The sequence below is a fragment of the Veillonella sp. 3627 genome (assembly GCF_003992195.1).
Taxonomy (GTDB): Bacteria; Bacillota; Negativicutes; order Veillonellales; family Veillonellaceae; genus F0422.
Window position 1 is genome coordinate 91358 of the sequence record NZ_RQVG01000009.1, and the last position, 16895, is coordinate 108252.

Below are 16895 nucleotides of genomic sequence, written 5' to 3' on the forward strand. Positions count from 1 at the left end.
ATGAAAAAAGTTTTTCTATATAGTTTGGGGGCATTGTTAGCAGCATTTTTAGTGACATCTACGGCAGAGGCTGCACCAGTAAATCATGAAACTGTGTTATCTGGTGAAGTCGTATCTGTGGTTAGTGTAGGAACTTCTGTCAAAGAAGGGGACCCATTGCTAACAGTACAAACATTAGGGGGACCTATGGTAGCATCCCGTGCCACTGTGAACGGTGTGGTACAAACAGTCTCTGTGGAGCCAGGTGCTACAGTGGAACGAGGTCAAATTATAACAGTGATCAATAACTAATTATTAATAATCAATAAGAAGAGGCGATATAGATGCAATTACATCGTTTTTGGCGTCGGTACACTAAGGGTGTGCTGGCGCTCTTATTGTGTGGGGCTACTTTTACAAGTGCTCATGCAATAGAATTTATGAAAGTAGAGGATTTACACCGTGGCATGGTAGGTCATGCGGATACAGTAGTACAAGGGGATAAAATTGATTCTTTCAAAGTGGAAGTCCTAGGCGTTATGAAACAACGTGGCCCATCGGGGGATTTGATTTTAGTGAAAGTATCAGGTCCCATCATTGATGCATCGGGGGGGATTGTTCATGGTATGAGTGGTAGCCCCGTATACATTGATGGAAAATTGGTAGGTGCTGTTGCCTATGGCTGGGGATTTACAGACGGTACTTTGGGCATGGTAACACCTATCGATCAAATGGTGAAACTGTGGGATGAGAAATACCAAAAAGATTTACCGAATCCATGGAAAGATACACAATTGATTCCGTTGGGCACACCATTGATGGCAGATGGTTATGATGAAACATCCTTAGCATATTTGGGAACAAAATTTAAGGACTTTGGTTATAAAGGATATGCTACGGCTAGTGACAGCACGGATGATATTGTGAAACCAATGGTGCCTGGTGGCTCTATTGCGGCGTTACTGGTAAAAGGTGAATTGAAGATGGGCGCCGTGGGGACTGTTACCTATGTAGATAAGGATAAAGTAGTTGCCTTTGGACACCCATTTGATAAACGTGGCTCTACAGGTTATTTCATGAATAACTCCAGTATTTTTACAGTAGTAAAAAGTATAGATTCTGGTTTTAAATTGGGGTCCTTAGGGCGAGAAGTAGGTGTTATCACAGAAGATCGCGGGGCAGGTATTGCTGGTACCGTTGGGGTATTTGGAAAAGGTGTTCCTGTGCGTATGCAACTTCGTGATTTAGATCGTGGGGTAGAGCGAAATGCGGCGGTCACGGTTGTGGAATCTTCTAAACTAACGCCGACCTTGGTGGCGACCTCCGTATATAGCCTGCTGAACAAAACGCTAGACCGTGTAGGTGGTGGTACAGCTAAGATCAATATTAAGATTACACCTGTAGATCCTAAATTACCTACCTTAGAACGACGGAATATGGTGTACTCCAGTAGCTCAGTATCTGAAAAATCTATCGATGAATTATTCGATATTGTAGAAAGTTTAATGAATAATGCTTTCAAAGACTATGAAATCCGTGATATTCAAGTAGATGTACAAGTGGAAGAAGCAAAACGTACAGCTACGATCATCGATGCTAGTGCAGACCAAGTCATTGTATCTCCTGGGGACAACATTGTGATTACTGCCAATTTACAAGCCTACCGCGAAGGAAAGATTCAACGAGAAATTATCTTTAAAGTGCCAGAAGATCAAAAGCTAGGAACCTATACACTTGAAGTGCGTGGTGGTGGCGTGATTCCATTGCCATACTTGTTTGAAAAACAAAAATATAATTTGACAGATGAAATTGTAGAGCGATTGAAAGTGCATAAAAACTTTGATGAATATTTCAAAGATCTCAGTGAAGATGATCAGAATAACCAAATTGTAGCAGAGTTTTTAGCCGATGATATCAGTATGGTGGAAGAGTCTGGGGACAAGGCGAAAAAGCAACGCCTAGAAGCAGACGAGGAAGATGTGGACGATGATGAGTTGCCAAATGGAGGCAAACATAAAAAAGGTTTGAAAGCCTCTGATGATGACGAAAAAGAAAACAATGAAGCATCACGAGTGGTAGTAGATTATGTTGTCTTAGGTGATGGACAGTTTACGGTACAAGTGGTAGATAAAAAAGATCGAGACCATTTGCGTAAACAGCGGATCAAAGAAAAACTTTCAAATTTAAAAGAGAAAGTAAAAGCAGAAGAGTCAGACCAAAAGAAAAATAAATAGTCTTATCCGAAGAGAGCAGGAAGTGATATAGCATCATTTCCTGCTTTTATTTTGAAAACTCCGATGGTACTACTGCACATTCAAAGAGTTTTGTGATATACTGAAGATTGATACAAATACTCAGGAGGAACTATGATTTGGTTAACATGGATTGGTAAGCAAATGATCTTTTTCCTATCCCAGATAGGTGAGGCCATGTTGTTACTATGGAGAACCATAGGACAATTACCAAAAATAAATTGGAAACTCACAATCGAACAAATGGCACACTTAGGGGTGTATTCCTTGCCGATTTTATCATTAACTATGTTTTTTGCAGGCGCTGTGATGACATTGCAAATGGCAGATGTATTGATACACTATGGTGCACAGGGAACTGTGGGTGGTATTATGGCCATTGCTATGGGGCGCGAATTAGGCCCAGTTTTAGTTGGCGTTGTATTAGCAGGTCGTGTGGGTGCAGCTATTACGGCAGAGTTAGGAACTATGAAAGTAACAGAGCAAATCGATGCCTTAAAGGTCATGGCGGTTAACCCCATTGGGTATCTTGTAGTACCTCGTGTTGTAGCATGTATGATTATGGTGCCAATCTTGACATTTTATGGTGTTCTTATCGGTACAGGTGGGGGATACTTGGTAGCTACCATAGTGAAAGGACTAGCCGGTTCTACCTATTTAGACTCCATTCAAATTTTTGCGATCCTATCTGATTTGACGTACGGACTCATTAAATCTTGTGTGTTCGGAGCGGTTATTGCCCTAGTTGGATCTTATAAAGGCATGTACACAGATATGGGGGCAACTGCTGTTGGCTATGCTACTACTAGCTCTGTAGTAACCAGTATCATTTTAGTCTTTATATTAAATTACTTTTTATCAGTCTTATTATTCTAGGAGGACCTATGATTGAATTACAAAACGTGGTCCTAGCCTATGAGAATAGAATTATTTTAGACCATGTAGATTTAACTATCCATGATGGAGAAACTCTAGCTATTTTAGGAGGCTCTGGAGCGGGCAAAAGTACTTTGCTTAAATTGATTATCGGTCTTTTACGGCCTACCAGTGGTACTATTTTAGTAGATGATGTAGATATTACGAAAATCGATGAGAATGAATTCGATCGGTTGCGACAAACTATGGGGATGGTCTTTCAATACTCTGCGTTATTTGATTCTATGAGTGTAGGAGAGAATGTAGCCTTTGGACTACGCCAACATACGACGATGAGCGAAGAGGAGATTCAACGTACTGTAGCTAGAAAGCTACGTATGGTAGGATTGCCAAAGACTGAACAGTACATGCCTAGTGAACTATCAGGGGGGATGAAAAAACGGATTAGCTTGGCTCGTGCTATTGCTTTAGATCCTAAAATCATTCTATATGATGAACCGACATCAGGATTGGATCCGATTACATCGGGCACCATTAGTCGTTTAATACGGAGCATGCAATCTCATTTGCAATGTAGTTCTATCGTGGTCACTCACGATATGAACTCAGCCTTTTTTGTGGCAGACCGCATTGCCTTACTAGATAAAGGAAAGTTTATTGAAGTATCACCAACAGAAGAGTTTAGACATTCTAAGAATCCGAAGGTACAACAATTTATAGAGGGTCGTAAATCTGTGAAAACAGAGATACAAGAAGAAGGAGATATACCATGAAGTGGACAACAGAGGCGAAGGTAGGTCTATTTACCGTAGTGGGGGTAGTCCTATTTGCTGTGTGTATTGTATTTTTAGGACGATTTGATATATTTGCAGCTCCTACTATGCATATTGCTGGGAATTTTCAATCTGTAACGGGGTTGAAAGAAGGCAATACTGTGCGCTTTTCAGGGGTGAAAGTAGGGAAAGTCAAATCTATGCAAGTCACTGACAAAGGGATTACGGTGGCTATGGACATCGACAAGGATGTAAAAATTCCGACAGACTCTGCTTTTACCATGGAAAGTGATGGTATTTTAGGGGATAAATTCATCCAAATTACGCCAGGCCGTAGTACTTTGTATTTAGATGATGGTGCTTTCATTACAGGGGATGGAAAAAGTGAAATCGATAAAACCATGGCGCAAGCTACGAAATTGATGGAAGCGGCCACCACTACATTGCAATCCATGAATGGCATCATTGGTGATGAAAAAACACAAAGCGCTTTACGCAATGCCTTACAATCGACAGAGTTAATTGCTCAAAATACAGCAAATTTGACGGCTCAAATGAATGCTATGTTAGCGAATAATAGTGACAATATTTCAGCTTTAACAGCGAATATGGTAGGTATTACACGAAATATGGAGTCCTTGACAAATCAAATGGATACGAATATGAAACAATTTAATGCAGATGGACAAGCAGGCACAGAGATGCGTCAAATTGTGAATAATTTGAAAACTACTACAGATAGTATTTCAAAAATGGCAGGCGCTATGGAAGGGGTTGTAACAGACCCTAAGAGCGCTGCAGATATTAAGGAAACTTTGCATAATACAGCACAATTGACGACTAAGCTAAATCGTCTTACCGGTGGGGACGTGAAAGCAGGTTCGGATGGAAAAAAGTCGGATCTTAAGACGCAAATAGGAGCAGAGGTATTGTATAATCCAGAGGATAAAAAAGTTCGTACCGATGCAGATGTGCGCCTTATGACGAAGGATTCTATCTATACCTTAGGGATTTCCAGTATAGGTAATGGTTCGAATGTGGACCTTACCTATGGAAAACGAGTGCTAGATCAAGTATACCTACGAGGTGGTTTATTTGATGGAAAACTAGGTGTAGGAGCCGATGTGGGGTTTGGAAAACCACTTTCACTATCTGGAGCTCTATTCGATATCCGCCATGGTTCCTATCGGATTCGTTCAGATGTTCAATTATGGAAAGATACCTATGCGGTAGGTCAATGGACTTGGTATGGTCATGATCATAACCGTGTGAATTATTTTGGGCTAAGAAAAACATTTTAGGAGGACCCAATGAATACAAAAATAATGACAGTAGCAGCGATGTTAGCTGCCTATGCATGTACAGTAGGGGCAGCGGCACCGCAAACAGATACAGTAAAATTAGTAGATTTTCAACAAAAAGCAACGGCGCAAGCGGCAATGATGACGAAGGCATATAAAAACCAAGTACAGACAAACAGTCAATCTGTGTCAGTTACATTGCCACAATCCATTGCATTGGCATTGCAAAATAATAGAACCTTACATCAATCTCAATGGGATTATGAAGCGGCAGTAGCACAAGTAGGAGTTGCGACTAGCGGTAGAAATCCATCCCTATCCTATTTGTATAATGCAGAGCATACGGGTAAGGAAGCAAATGGTGTAAATACAAGTTCTAACACTTTTTTGCACAAATTAAAAGTAGAAGTATCTCTGTTTAATCGTGTCTTAGATGCGCAAATTGAAGCGGCTAAATATAGCCGTGATGGTAGCGGTGCTGCCTTAACAGAAGCAGCACAAACAGCAAAATTAACGGCTGCAACGAATTACTTATCCTTGATTATGTCTCGCAATAAAGTGAGTGTAGCGGAACAAACAGTTCGTGACTATGAAGAACATTTAAGAAATGCTAACTTACAATATCAAGTAGGTATTGTATCTAAATCTGATGTATTGGCTACCAATACACGATTAGCCAATGCAAAAACTACTTTAGTAGAAGCGAAAAATGCTGCTAATTTAGCAGAGGCAAAGTTTAATAACCATGTAGGATTACCAGTGTCGACACCAGTGGTAACGGCAGATAAAGAGTTAACTTATGTACCATATGGCATTTCATTGGAAGCGGCAAAATCGTATGGTGTAGCACATCGTGGAGCGATTGTACAAGCAGCGATGGCTGTGAAGTCTGCCGAAGAAAATGTAAGCCGTACGGATGCATCAGATATTCCAGTAGTGAGCGCTAATGCTAACCGCAGTATGAGCGGATCTCAATGGGCTGGAAATGATAACAAAAGTTGGTCTGTAGGGGCCACATTATCTTGGAATGTATGGGATGGTGGACAATCAAAAGCGAATGTGACAGCAGCAAAAGCTAAGGTAGAAAAAGCAAAAGAAGCCTATGCTCAAACTATTGAAACTGTACAACTGCAAATCCAAGAAGGATACTTAAATTTAAAAGCGGCAGAGCAAAAAATTCAAAGCACTCATGCAGCAGTAGAAGCAGGACAGGAAGATTTCCGTATTAAGACACTACGATATCGTTCTGGAGTGGGTACAAATGTGGATGTATTAGACGCAGAAACTTCGTTAGCAACGGCACGTAATAATTATGTAGATGCACTATATAACTACAATTTAAGTATTGCTACTTTAGAAAAAGCGATGGGTATTCCGGTTGACTCTGCTGTGGGTACTGGGGTAAATATCGTGAATCAGGGATAGTCATCTTAGTAATATGAGGTAAATTATGAAGGGGAAACATTGGCTACTAGGTATTGTACTTAGTGGATGTGTAGCAGGCGTTGGATTCGGCTTACAACCATTAAGTGAAACTTATGTAGGACCTTATGTGCAAGAACAATTACATACAGCACTGAATGGAACTGTTTCCTATTCATCATTTCACATTGGTTGGGATGGTTCTGTTCAAATGAAAGATCTCAGTGTAGAAGATGCTAAGGGGCAATCTGTACTTACTGCGGACGCTTTGACCGTGTCTATACAATGGTTAAAGGTATTGCAATATCCTTTTGGACAGATATCACCAGATGCTTTGGTGGGAACGATTACTGTCTCCTCACCTCATGTGAATGTAGTACAAGATGAAACTGGACAATGGAATATACTGCAGTTGGTAAAAGAACGGGACTCAGAAGAACCTAGTCAATTTAGTGGATTGCTACGTGTAGAAAATGGATCGATTTCACTATTCTTGCCACAGGCAACGCCTTTATTGCTATCAGATGTGAATGGTACTGTCTTGGGTGATGGTGGTCATATGCTGGAGGGAGTCGTTGATGCTCATATTGGAAAGGATCAAATTCACTCCAAGATACAATGGGCGCTGGATGGCAGCGGTGATCGATCATTTTATGTGGAAACCCCACATTTAGATATAGCTCCTATAGTAAGTCGCATTTCTCTGCCAAGTGCAGTAAGCTCTATGACGGGTGATCTGACAGATGTTGCGTTGACAGTAACACAACGTGGTGGCTTCTGGTATGGTGAAGGAGGACTTTCCTTCCAAAACGTAGGGACGACCATCCAAGATCATCGATTGACATCTGGGAAGGGAAGCCTTCAAATCCATGGAGATGTTCTATTCTTAGACGGAATAGAAACGAATGTGAATGACGAGTATCTCCGTGTGAATGGTACCATACATCATATTTTTGATGAAGACCCTACCTTGCAATTGTCAGTAGGATTGAAAGAATGTAATCTTGCCTCTCAACTGCCAATGACAGGATATATTACAGCAGATGCACTGGTAACGGGTCCCGTATCTAATGTAAAAGCCAGTGCAGATGTAGAGGTGCGAGATATCACCTATGAAGGGATGACAGTAAACCGTGGAAAAGGGCACCTTTCCTATGGTGACCAAGTCATCCATGTGAGGGATGCGGAACTGAATATGCAAGGTGGAACCGTGAATGGTACTGGCTTGTATCATATAGATACAAAAGATTTCTTGGCACAGCTAAACTTACAAAATGTGTCTTTATATGGCCTGCCTCTGGGAGGACAATCCTCTGTGCAGGGATCTGTCAGCGGTGATTTGACTGTGGAAGGACAGGGAGGTGCTATTTCAAATGTAGTGGGCTCTGTAAGGGGACGTCAAATTAGGTATCAATCTATCTTAGTGGATACTTTGGATGCTAGTGTATCTTGGGATGGTACACAACTAGTAGTACCTTATATGAATGGTAACTGGAGTAGGGGGACATTCACCGGTAGTGGTCGCTTAGGAAATGGAACGTTTGGACTTAGCCTATACGGTACTCATATCGGACTAGAACAATTTAATGGATGGTCACCTAAACCTTTGGGAGGCACTGTATCCATGGAAGCAAACTTGCAGGGATCCCTAGAGAACCCTACAGGGACTGTTACCATTGCGGGAGATACACTTTCTTATGGTGTAACACAGTTTGACCGTATGTTTGTGAAAGCAAATATAGAGGATAAAAAACTGCATATCCTTGACGGTGATTTAGAATATAAAAAAAGTATCTATGATGTGCGAGGAACTATCAATTTAGATGGAGACCAAGATGTGGATATCAAAGGCTCTGCGAAGGATGTACGTATTGAAGACATATTGCCAAACTTTACAGATATTCCTATGACGGGATGGATTCACACAGATGTACATATAGAAGGTACCTTACAGCGTCCTAAAGTAAATGGATATGTGAAAGCCTGGGATGGCTCTATATATGGAAAACTGTTTGAATCTATTGAAGGATATTATGCATATAAGGATGGGCACTTACATTTACCAAGGTTGGACATTACTACCTATGGTTCCTCTATTGTGGTAGATGGGGATATACAAAACAAACAGTTAGATATTAATTTTGTAGGTGATGCGGTGCCGATTAAACCCTTTATTCGGGATGCGGGTCTCAACATGGTTGGCTATGTAGGCGCAGAAGGACATCTAGGTGGAACTGTGGATGTACCTATCTTTGAGGGCGTGGTACAGTCAGATGTTATGCAGGTGAAGGATACTACATTGCATGATATTACGGGTGCTGTGTACATTACGCCGAAAGTGGTACATCTGCAAGAGTTGACTTTCACAGGCAGCGGCACTAGTCAATATGAAGTAAAAGGTGGAGTTCAACTGGATGAATCGAAACGCTTATTTGGTTATGTTCGTGTACGAGATGGAGAATTGCAACAGTTATTAGCATTAAGTAATGCAAATGTACCAGATGTAAATGGCAAGTTGCAGGCGACCATTGATTTAGGTGGTACTAGTGACAGCCCAAGGTTAGATGTAAAAGGATCTCTCGAAAATACAACTATTCGTGATGAAGTAGTGGGAACTGCTACACTGGATGTGGGATATGGTGGACGTACCATTGATATCCGTACGTTTAATTTACCTATTAAAGAAGGGCTTATTGCTGGTAAAGGTAAAGCTGATTTAGATGGGGTTACAGATATTCAGTTAGTAGCATCAAAAGTGCCTGTGGGAACTATCTTGCCCTTAGTCACATCAGATATCAATGGACAAGGGAACTGGAACTTTATTATTAATGTACAGGGCCCTACGAAATCTCCAAAGGTAGAGTTTTCTAGTGAAATAGAACAAGCTGTCATCAATGGTATCAGCTTGGATCAGTTAAGCATCTTAGGCAATATGGAAGACCAAGTGGTATCGATTCAACAAGGGATGATTAAGAAAGCGGATTCTTCTATTAAAGTGCGTGGTAAATTACCTTTAAGTGCATTGGTAACCAATGAATATGTGTCTAATGATGCGAGTAAGCAATTTGATGTTTATGTGGATATGAATGAAGCAAACTTGTCAGTACTTCCATTGATGTTTAAAGAGGTACAGTCTGGAGAAGGGGCTATTCGTGGTATTGTTCATGTAACAGGAAACTCTGCGAATGTATTAGCTGATGGTACGATAGAATTAGCGAACGGATCTATGCAGCTCAAATCCTTAAAGAAACCATTGACGCAGTTAAAGGGACAGCTATTATTCCGTGGTAATCATGTTGATATTACAGGAAGTACTACCATGGGGAAAGGTAATGCTGGCGTATCTGGAAATATAGGATGGACAGGTTCTCGAATTACTTCTTATGATGGTGCATTACAAATGAAAGGTATAGAAATTGGTCATGAATTTTATACCGGCCCATTGGAAGGCGAATTGTATATGATCAATAGAAATGATTTGCCAACCTTAGTAGGTGTCATCAACCTTCATGATGTGGTAGGATCTATACCTTTATCCTTTAGTAGTTCAGAGACATCGATTCCATTGGGACTAGATGTAACTATCAATGCTAAAAACAATGTGAGATTATATAATCCATTGCTTTATGATATGTACTTACAAGGGCAGGTAAAATTTGAAGGTACCTTAGGAGAACCAAAGGCAAGTGGCAAGTTATCTGTGAATAAAGGGCATGTAAAATATTTGAAAAATCGCTTTAAAATTACTGAAGGACAAGCCAAGTTTGTCACAGGTAGTGTGATTCCTGAGCTGAATGTACGAAGTATGGCGAATGTAAAGAACTATCGTGTATCCTTGCAAGCAGAAGGACCTGCTACACAGATGAGATTAAAGCTGACTTCGGAACCTAATTTATCGGAACGTCAAATTATTTCTTTGTTGACCTTTGGACGTAATGTAGGTAATGCCAGTGGTGTTACATCAGATGATGCGAATGCATTGCTTACCTCTAGTTTACAGTCCTTGGCTTTTGGGTATATTGAAGATGTATTGCAAGATACATTGGGCTTAGATTTGGTGAATATTACTACAGGCTCTTTGGATGGAAAAGACTCTCGTGATTTCCAAGAGAAAAATAACTTTAATGTGACTATAGGTAAATATGTAGTGCCAGATTTGATGGTTACCTTAACTAGAGGGCTAAAAAACGATCATGTATCATATGGTTTTCAGTATGATATCAATCGTAATGTCAGTGCTACAGGGTGGTTTAATAATGAAAATAAACGCTATTTAGGGGCGCAGTGGCGCTATCGATTCTAAAGGAGGTGAAGGTATGCTTAATGATTATATTGCCAGTGTGGATAAAATTGAATTATTGTCATGGGAAGAAGAACAACAGCTTTGGAAATCCTATGAAGAACATGAAGATATGCAGGCTCGCATGACGATCATAGAGCATTACCAACCATTAGTATTGAAAGAAGCCAATGTATATCAATCCTCTAAGATAGATATGATGGATTGCATTCAAGAGGGCACGATTGGCCTAATTGAGGCAGTAGAGCGCTATGACTCCCAAAAAGGAGTAGCTTTTTCCCTCTATGCAGTGCATCGTATTCGTGGACGCATATTAGACTATCTTCGCAAAGAAGGTAAGGAAGGCATTGTGTTACAAACTGAATCAGAAGATGGAGAAACTTGGTGGGAACAACTGCCTGCAGAGGGACCTTCTACAGAAATTGTTTGCGAGGAACGCATGTATGGGGATATGGTAACCTCTGCCATGAAACAGTTGCCTTTAGCGGAGCAACATGTAGTGGAAGAAGTGTATTACAAAGATCACAGTGTAGCATCTATTGCAGACACAATGGAGTGCAGTCATAGTTATATTCATCGATTGCGAAGAAAAGGATTAGCCCGGCTCAAAGGTTTGTTAGAAACGGCTAAAGAGACATGGGATAAAAGTTGATTCTATTGTTCAAGTCTTAAGAGCATATACATAGTACTACTCAATGGCCAGTTCTCGGACAGGGTGCAGAGAGTAGTACTTTTTTATAGGGAATTAATTACATCGAAAAAAATCGCTTGACAGATATATAGTTTGGAGTTACTATATTTGTATTATACATATAGAACAGTGATGCGAAGGACATGACCCTAATCATCTATACTTTCAGAGAAAGATACCTTGGCTGTGAGTATCTAGTGTAGACTTAGACGTTACCACCTTCAAACTGGTTTGGTGAAGGCTTAGCTTGTAATCAAATCCGTGTGGACCCGTTATCGTCCGTAAGAGTGAGTCCTATCAATAGGGACTAACTAGGGTGGAACCGCGAAGATCTTCGTCCCTTGTGTGGGAGAAGGTCTTTTTTTGTTGGTAAAAAGTATTGCCATCCCCAATGGCATAGTAGTATTAGACCTAGGGAGGTAACCTATGAGTGAAGTAAATATCATTTTACCTGATGGAAGTTCTAAAGCTTTTGCAGCTGGAACTACATTGGGTGAAGCAGTAAAACAACTATCAAACAGCTTAGCCAAAAAAGTACTAGCCGCTGATGTAAATGGAGAATTAACAGACCTTCGTGAAGTATTGGTGGAAGGTTCTAAGGTAAGCTTTTTAACATTTGCAGAAGATGGTGGTAAACATGCATTCCGTCATACTGCATCTCATGTGATGGCGCAAGCAGTAAAACGTTTGTGGCCTGATGCGCAATTGGCCATTGGACCAGCTATCGAGAACGGTTTCTACTATGACATCGATATGGAACATAAATTAGTGCCAGAAGATTTACCGAAAATCGAAGCGGAAATGAGCCGTATTGTAAAAGAAAACTTACCTATCGAAAAAGTATTGATGGAACGCCAAGAAGCATTGGATTTCTTCGCAGCTAAACATGAAAATTATAAAGTAGAGTTAATCAATGATTTGCCTGCTGATGCAGTGATTTCTGCGTACAAACAAGGTGAGTTCACTGACCTTTGCGCAGGTCCACACTTAGCAAGCACTGGTAAAGTAAAGGCTTTCAAATTACAAAGTATTGCAGGTGCATACTGGCGTGGCGATGAAAAAAATAAAATGTTGCAACGTATTTATGGTACTGCTTTTGAAAAGAAAGAAGAACTAGAGGAATACTTACACTTATTAGAAGAAGCAGCTCGTCGTGATCATCGTAAATTAGGCAAAGAGCTTGGCTTATTCGTTATCAAAGAAGAAGGACCAGGATTCCCATTCTTCTTGCCAAAAGGTATGGCAGTACGAAATGCCTTAGAAGATTTCTGGCGTGAAGTACATCATGACTATGATTATGAAGAGGTTCGTACTCCAATCATCTTAAGCCAACATTTGTGGGAAACATCTGGTCACTGGTTTCATTACCGTGAAAATATGTACACAACACAAATCGACGGAGCAGAATATGCCATAAAACCAATGAACTGCCCAGGCGGTATCTTGGTGTATGCAAACGATATGCATTCCTATCGTGATTTGCCGATTCGTATGGCAGAACTTGGTTTAGTACATCGTCACGAATTGAGCGGTGCTTTACATGGTTTATTCCGTGTACGTAGCTTTACACAAGATGATGCCCATGTATTCATGACTCCATCTCAAATTAAAGAAGAGTTAATGAGCGTTATCGACTTATTCGGTCGTATCTACTCTCAATTTGGCTTGTCCTATCATGTAGAGTTAAGTACAAAACCAGAAGGCGCTATTGGCGACGATGCAATCTGGGAATTAGCAACAGAAGCATTGCGTGAAGCGATTGAAGCAAAAGGTATTCCATATCGTATCAACGAAGGTGATGGTGCGTTCTATGGCCCTAAACTAGATTTCCATATTCGCGATTCTATCGGCCGTACATGGCAATGTGGTACTATCCAATTGGATATGAACTTGCCAGAACGTTTTAACTTGGAATATATCGCAGAAGATGGTCAAAAACATCGTCCAATCATGATTCACCGTGCATGCTTTGGTTCTATGGAACGTTTCATTGGTATCTTGATTGAACACTTTGCAGGGGCGTTCCCAACTTGGATGGCACCAGTACAAGTGAAAATCCTTCCAATCAGTGAAAAACATGTCGAATATGCTGAAAAATTACGCAAAGCATTTAAAGATGCCTATGTGCGTGTGGAACTAGATGATCGCAGCGAAAAGATCGGTTACAAAATCCGTCAAGCACAAATGGAAAAAGTATCCTACATGCTTGTGGTAGGTGACAAAGAAGTGGAAGAAGGAAAAGTAGCTGTTCGTAAACGTGGTGTTGGTGAACAAGGGGCGATTCCTTGGGAAGAATTCTTGGCAAATATCCAACAAGAAATTAAAGATCGTGCATAATCACTAAAATAAACAGGATAGTATGGAGGCACTTTGCGTGAATCTGATACATGGATCCTAGTGGATTTTTGATGATATAAGTATTGTGTATACATATGAAAAGCATCTTCACAAGAAGGTGCTTTTCATCATATAATACAATTAGAAAGAAATTGGTCTTTCCTTTTCTAGTATTCCGAGTAGAGGTGATGGAATCATGATTACATTTGACGATGCAGAAAAGCAAAAATTAAGTCCTGAGGATTTAAAAAAATTAAAGAAGCATAATGATATCAATGAATGGCCGTGTCCATTATCAGATGATATGAAAAAGCAAATGCATGATAGCTTTAAAGTTGTGCCTAAGAAAAAATAAGAAAAAGCCGTAGCGACTGAGGATTGTGTTCGCTACGGCTTTTTTTAGAAAAATGAAGAAACGCCATACACAGGATGACGTTTCTCGTAGGGGTGATATTTATATAGTAAGTAATATGTATAACATGCATCATTAGATGTGTATGTGAATGCATATATTTTGGCAATCAGATAGTTGTATCAAGAGATATAGATTCTATTGCAGATAGAATACTACATTTGCTGTTTTGTTGGCGGACATATCTCCCTTCTCTATAGGTGTAGAGCTAGATAAATCCATAGATTTTACTGCAAGCATAGCATATCTAGGGTTTACCTCCATAGTCTGTGTGCGTGTAGTTCCTAAGCTTGCGGATTTAACAGGACCTAGTTCGCGACCAAGAGATTTTGCAATCACTTCCGCTTGGTGGCGTGCATCACTAATGGCAGATGTAGATAATTGATCTTCTATCTCCTGGGATACATCGGTTTGGAAGGTAAGGGAATTAATATCAGAAGCGCCACTAGCAATAGCTGCGTCGATGGCTTTTCCAATAGAGGATGTGTCATACACCCTTACAACAACAGTGTTATTTACATTATAGCCATTTAATTTTGAGTTCCCATCAATGTAATCGTAATTAGGGTTGATAGTAATGTTAGATGTTTGAATATTATTTCTAGATACACCTAAATGTTGTAGGGATGAGATAAGTTTAGACATAATCGCATCATTTTGAGATTTTGCAGATTGAACAGACGTATTTTTGCTAGATACCCCAAGGTTAAGTAATGCATAGGATGGTGCCACTTGGCGAACAGCTTGGCCTGTGACGGATATTTCTCCAGGGGACATATTTGCAGTCATATCTGCAGCCATAGTGCCCACTGTGGCAGATGTCATCAGTGCGCCGATAGTGAAAGCTTTCAAAAGCAATGAATGTTTCATAAAATCGTCCTTTCTATATGATGTACCTGTTGACAAAGAAAAAATAAGTACCCTACAATGGTATATATACAGTACATCTAGTATTTGTTATTATACTACATAAACTATGTGAAAGTATGATGAAGGTTAGGAGTAAAACTATGAACCCTATTGATATTATGTTAGATCATAAAAGTATTCGACAATATAAACCAATGCGAGTGTCTCCACAACATTTGAGTATTTTGTTAGATGTAGCGAAACGGACTGCCACAAGCATGGGAATGCAAACATTCAGTATCATACGTATTGTAAAACCAGAAATTAAAGAAGCCATTGCAGCGGTATGCAAACAAGAGTATGTAAAAGATATGCCTGAGCTATTTGTATTTGTAGTAGATGCATATCGAAATGCACAAATTATGAAAGAAAAAGGACTAGATCTTGATACAGCAAATGATGCAGATCGATTCTTCCAAGGGTGGACAGATGCCTGTTTAGCGGCACAAAATATGGTGACTGCTGCAGAACTGGCAGGGTATGGTACAGTATATTTGGGAAGTATCTTAAACGATGCAGAAAAAATGATTGAAATTTTGAACCTACCTGAATTAACATTCCCTGTAGTAGGACTTGGACTGGGTATGGCAGACCAAAAGCCAGCATTGAAACCACGCATGCCAAGAGAAGCAAATGTATTTGATGATGAATATAGTACGTTTGATAATTATCATGAGCTATTAGAAGATTATGATGAAGAAATGAATCAATACTATGATCTTCGTAGTCCTAATTATCCCTTGCCTAAATTTACAGACCAAGTAGTGGGGCGATTACAAATGAAGGATGAGAAGCGCAGTGCCTTGGTGGAAATTGCAAAAACTCAAGGGTTTCACTTGTAATGCTATTCTGCCTTGTGGCGTTTTTGCGATGTAATGAAAGAAAAGACCGCAATACACCTTCTCAGAAACGGTATTTCATAATGTATCGTCATTTGTAACGCTATGTAGCCTGTGGCTAATTAAACTTAATAAGATAAATTGAAGAGCACGGTATACTCCTCACAAACGGTATTTCATAATGTTTATTCGGAGCACACCGTGCTCTTCTTGTGTTTGTGTAATTTAGATAGTAAAAACGCCACAAAGCTACTACACATAACTGCATTCCTCTAGGAAAGGTTTGTGAGTGGTTGTTCGGAGGTTTACCGTGCTCTTCATACATTTGCATGAATAATTTAATAACGCTGCCACAAGGCGTTCTACGCATGACGGCATTCTAGGGTGGGGGGCTGTGCTCTTATGATGTTTGAGGAATTTAAGTAGTAAGGAACTCCACAAACTATTCTATGTATAACTACGTTACTCAGAAGAAACATAAGTATTGCTGGCACATGGTGTTATAAATCCGATTATAATTATAAGCAAAAGGTGTACCTTTAGCTTAGGTATACTTAATTTAGTTGTTTTAAGTAGGCTAGATTATATAGGGTGAATTCTATAGAAAACATATATGAAAAATACTAAAAAGTAGGGTTGCAAATTATTGGTAAATAGCATATAATACTTTTAGTGCTTGAGACACAAGCACTTTTAATTTTCTTACAACTAAGTAACTAAGAAAATTAAAAAAGATTAAAAATAACTGTTGACACGATATTGTGAATCTGTTATTATAATCTAGTCGCCACAACACAGTGTTGT

At 39.8% G+C, this 16895-nt stretch carries 12 protein-coding genes; 11 read left to right on the top strand and 1 reads right to left on the bottom strand.

Annotation, left to right across the window (positions count from 1 at the left end; translation table 11 throughout):
* The 10 genes from EO114_RS05950 (at nucleotide 1) to EO114_RS07865 (ending at nucleotide 14286) form a co-directional block, all read left to right on the top strand.
* A complete protein-coding gene (locus EO114_RS05950; RefSeq protein ID WP_009353801.1) occupies nucleotides 1–291 on the top strand; it encodes a biotin/lipoyl-containing protein in 291 nt (96 codons plus the stop codon).
* 32 nt (nucleotides 292–323) lie between these two features.
* Nucleotides 324–2213, top strand: a complete 1890-nt coding sequence (locus EO114_RS05955; protein WP_127062070.1) for a SpoIVB peptidase S55 domain-containing protein — start codon at nucleotides 324–326, stop codon at nucleotides 2211–2213.
* 132 nt (nucleotides 2214–2345) lie between these two features.
* Nucleotides 2346–3107 (top strand): ABC transporter permease, encoded by a 762-nt coding sequence (locus EO114_RS05960; RefSeq protein ID WP_009353821.1) that lies wholly within the window; start codon nucleotides 2346–2348, stop codon nucleotides 3105–3107.
* An 8-nt stretch (nucleotides 3108–3115) separates the two neighbouring features.
* Nucleotides 3116–3880, top strand: coding sequence for an ABC transporter ATP-binding protein (locus EO114_RS05965; protein ID WP_009353808.1), 765 nt, complete (start codon nucleotides 3116–3118; stop codon nucleotides 3878–3880).
* Entirely contained in the window at nucleotides 3877–5181 is a 1305-nt protein-coding gene (locus tag EO114_RS05970; RefSeq protein ID WP_127062072.1) for an MlaD family protein, read from the top strand. Before EO114_RS05965 ends, EO114_RS05970 begins: the two co-directional genes overlap by 4 nt.
* A gap of 9 nt (nucleotides 5182–5190) precedes the next feature.
* Nucleotides 5191–6606, top strand: coding sequence for a TolC family protein (locus EO114_RS05975; protein ID WP_127062074.1), 1416 nt, complete (start codon nucleotides 5191–5193; stop codon nucleotides 6604–6606).
* 25 nt (nucleotides 6607–6631) lie between these two features.
* Nucleotides 6632–10906, top strand: a complete 4275-nt coding sequence (locus EO114_RS05980; protein ID WP_127062076.1) for a translocation/assembly module TamB domain-containing protein — start codon at nucleotides 6632–6634, stop codon at nucleotides 10904–10906.
* A gap of 13 nt (nucleotides 10907–10919) precedes the next feature.
* Nucleotides 10920–11555 (top strand): sigma-70 family RNA polymerase sigma factor, encoded by a 636-nt coding sequence (locus EO114_RS05985; RefSeq protein ID WP_009353815.1) that lies wholly within the window; start codon nucleotides 10920–10922, stop codon nucleotides 11553–11555.
* Between the two features lie 465 nt (nucleotides 11556–12020).
* Nucleotides 12021–13931 carry a threonine--tRNA ligase gene (thrS, locus tag EO114_RS05990; RefSeq protein WP_127062078.1) on the top strand — a complete coding sequence of 637 codons (1911 nt, stop codon included), beginning with the start codon at nucleotides 12021–12023 and terminating at the stop codon, nucleotides 13929–13931.
* A 196-nt stretch (nucleotides 13932–14127) separates the two neighbouring features.
* Entirely contained in the window at nucleotides 14128–14286 is a 159-nt protein-coding gene (locus tag EO114_RS07865) for a hypothetical protein (protein WP_009353813.1), read from the top strand.
* Nucleotides 14287–14481: 195 nt separating this feature from the next.
* Here EO114_RS07865 and EO114_RS05995 read toward each other — a convergent pair whose 3' ends face one another.
* Nucleotides 14482–15213, bottom strand: coding sequence for an SIMPL domain-containing protein (locus EO114_RS05995; protein WP_062401447.1), 732 nt, complete (start codon nucleotides 15211–15213; stop codon nucleotides 14482–14484).
* Between the two features lie 140 nt (nucleotides 15214–15353).
* Here EO114_RS05995 and EO114_RS06000 point away from each other — a divergent pair, with 140 nt between their 5' ends.
* Nucleotides 15354–16094, top strand: a complete 741-nt coding sequence (locus EO114_RS06000; RefSeq protein WP_127062080.1) for an NADPH-dependent oxidoreductase — start codon at nucleotides 15354–15356, stop codon at nucleotides 16092–16094.
* Nucleotides 16095–16895 lie beyond the last annotated feature (801 nt).

Coding starts and splice junctions, on each gene's coding strand:
- EO114_RS05965 (WP_009353808.1), top strand. CDS start 3,116: ATGATTGAATTACAAAACGTGGTCCTAGCCTATGAGAATAGAATTATT.
- EO114_RS06000 (WP_127062080.1), top strand. CDS start 15,354: ATGAACCCTATTGATATTATGTTAGATCATAAAAGTATTCGACAATAT.
- EO114_RS05955 (WP_127062070.1), top strand. CDS start 324: ATGCAATTACATCGTTTTTGGCGTCGGTACACTAAGGGTGTGCTGGCG.
- EO114_RS05970 (WP_127062072.1), top strand. CDS start 3,877: ATGAAGTGGACAACAGAGGCGAAGGTAGGTCTATTTACCGTAGTGGGG.
- EO114_RS05975 (WP_127062074.1), top strand. CDS start 5,191: ATGAATACAAAAATAATGACAGTAGCAGCGATGTTAGCTGCCTATGCA.
- thrS (WP_127062078.1), top strand. CDS start 12,021: ATGAGTGAAGTAAATATCATTTTACCTGATGGAAGTTCTAAAGCTTTT.
- EO114_RS07865 (WP_009353813.1), top strand. CDS start 14,128: ATGATTACATTTGACGATGCAGAAAAGCAAAAATTAAGTCCTGAGGAT.
- EO114_RS05960 (WP_009353821.1), top strand. CDS start 2,346: ATGATTTGGTTAACATGGATTGGTAAGCAAATGATCTTTTTCCTATCC.
- EO114_RS05980 (WP_127062076.1), top strand. CDS start 6,632: ATGAAGGGGAAACATTGGCTACTAGGTATTGTACTTAGTGGATGTGTA.
- EO114_RS05950 (WP_009353801.1), top strand. CDS start 1: ATGAAAAAAGTTTTTCTATATAGTTTGGGGGCATTGTTAGCAGCATTT.
- EO114_RS05995 (WP_062401447.1), bottom strand. CDS start 15,213: ATGAAACATTCATTGCTTTTGAAAGCTTTCACTATCGGCGCACTGATG.
- EO114_RS05985 (WP_009353815.1), top strand. CDS start 10,920: ATGCTTAATGATTATATTGCCAGTGTGGATAAAATTGAATTATTGTCA.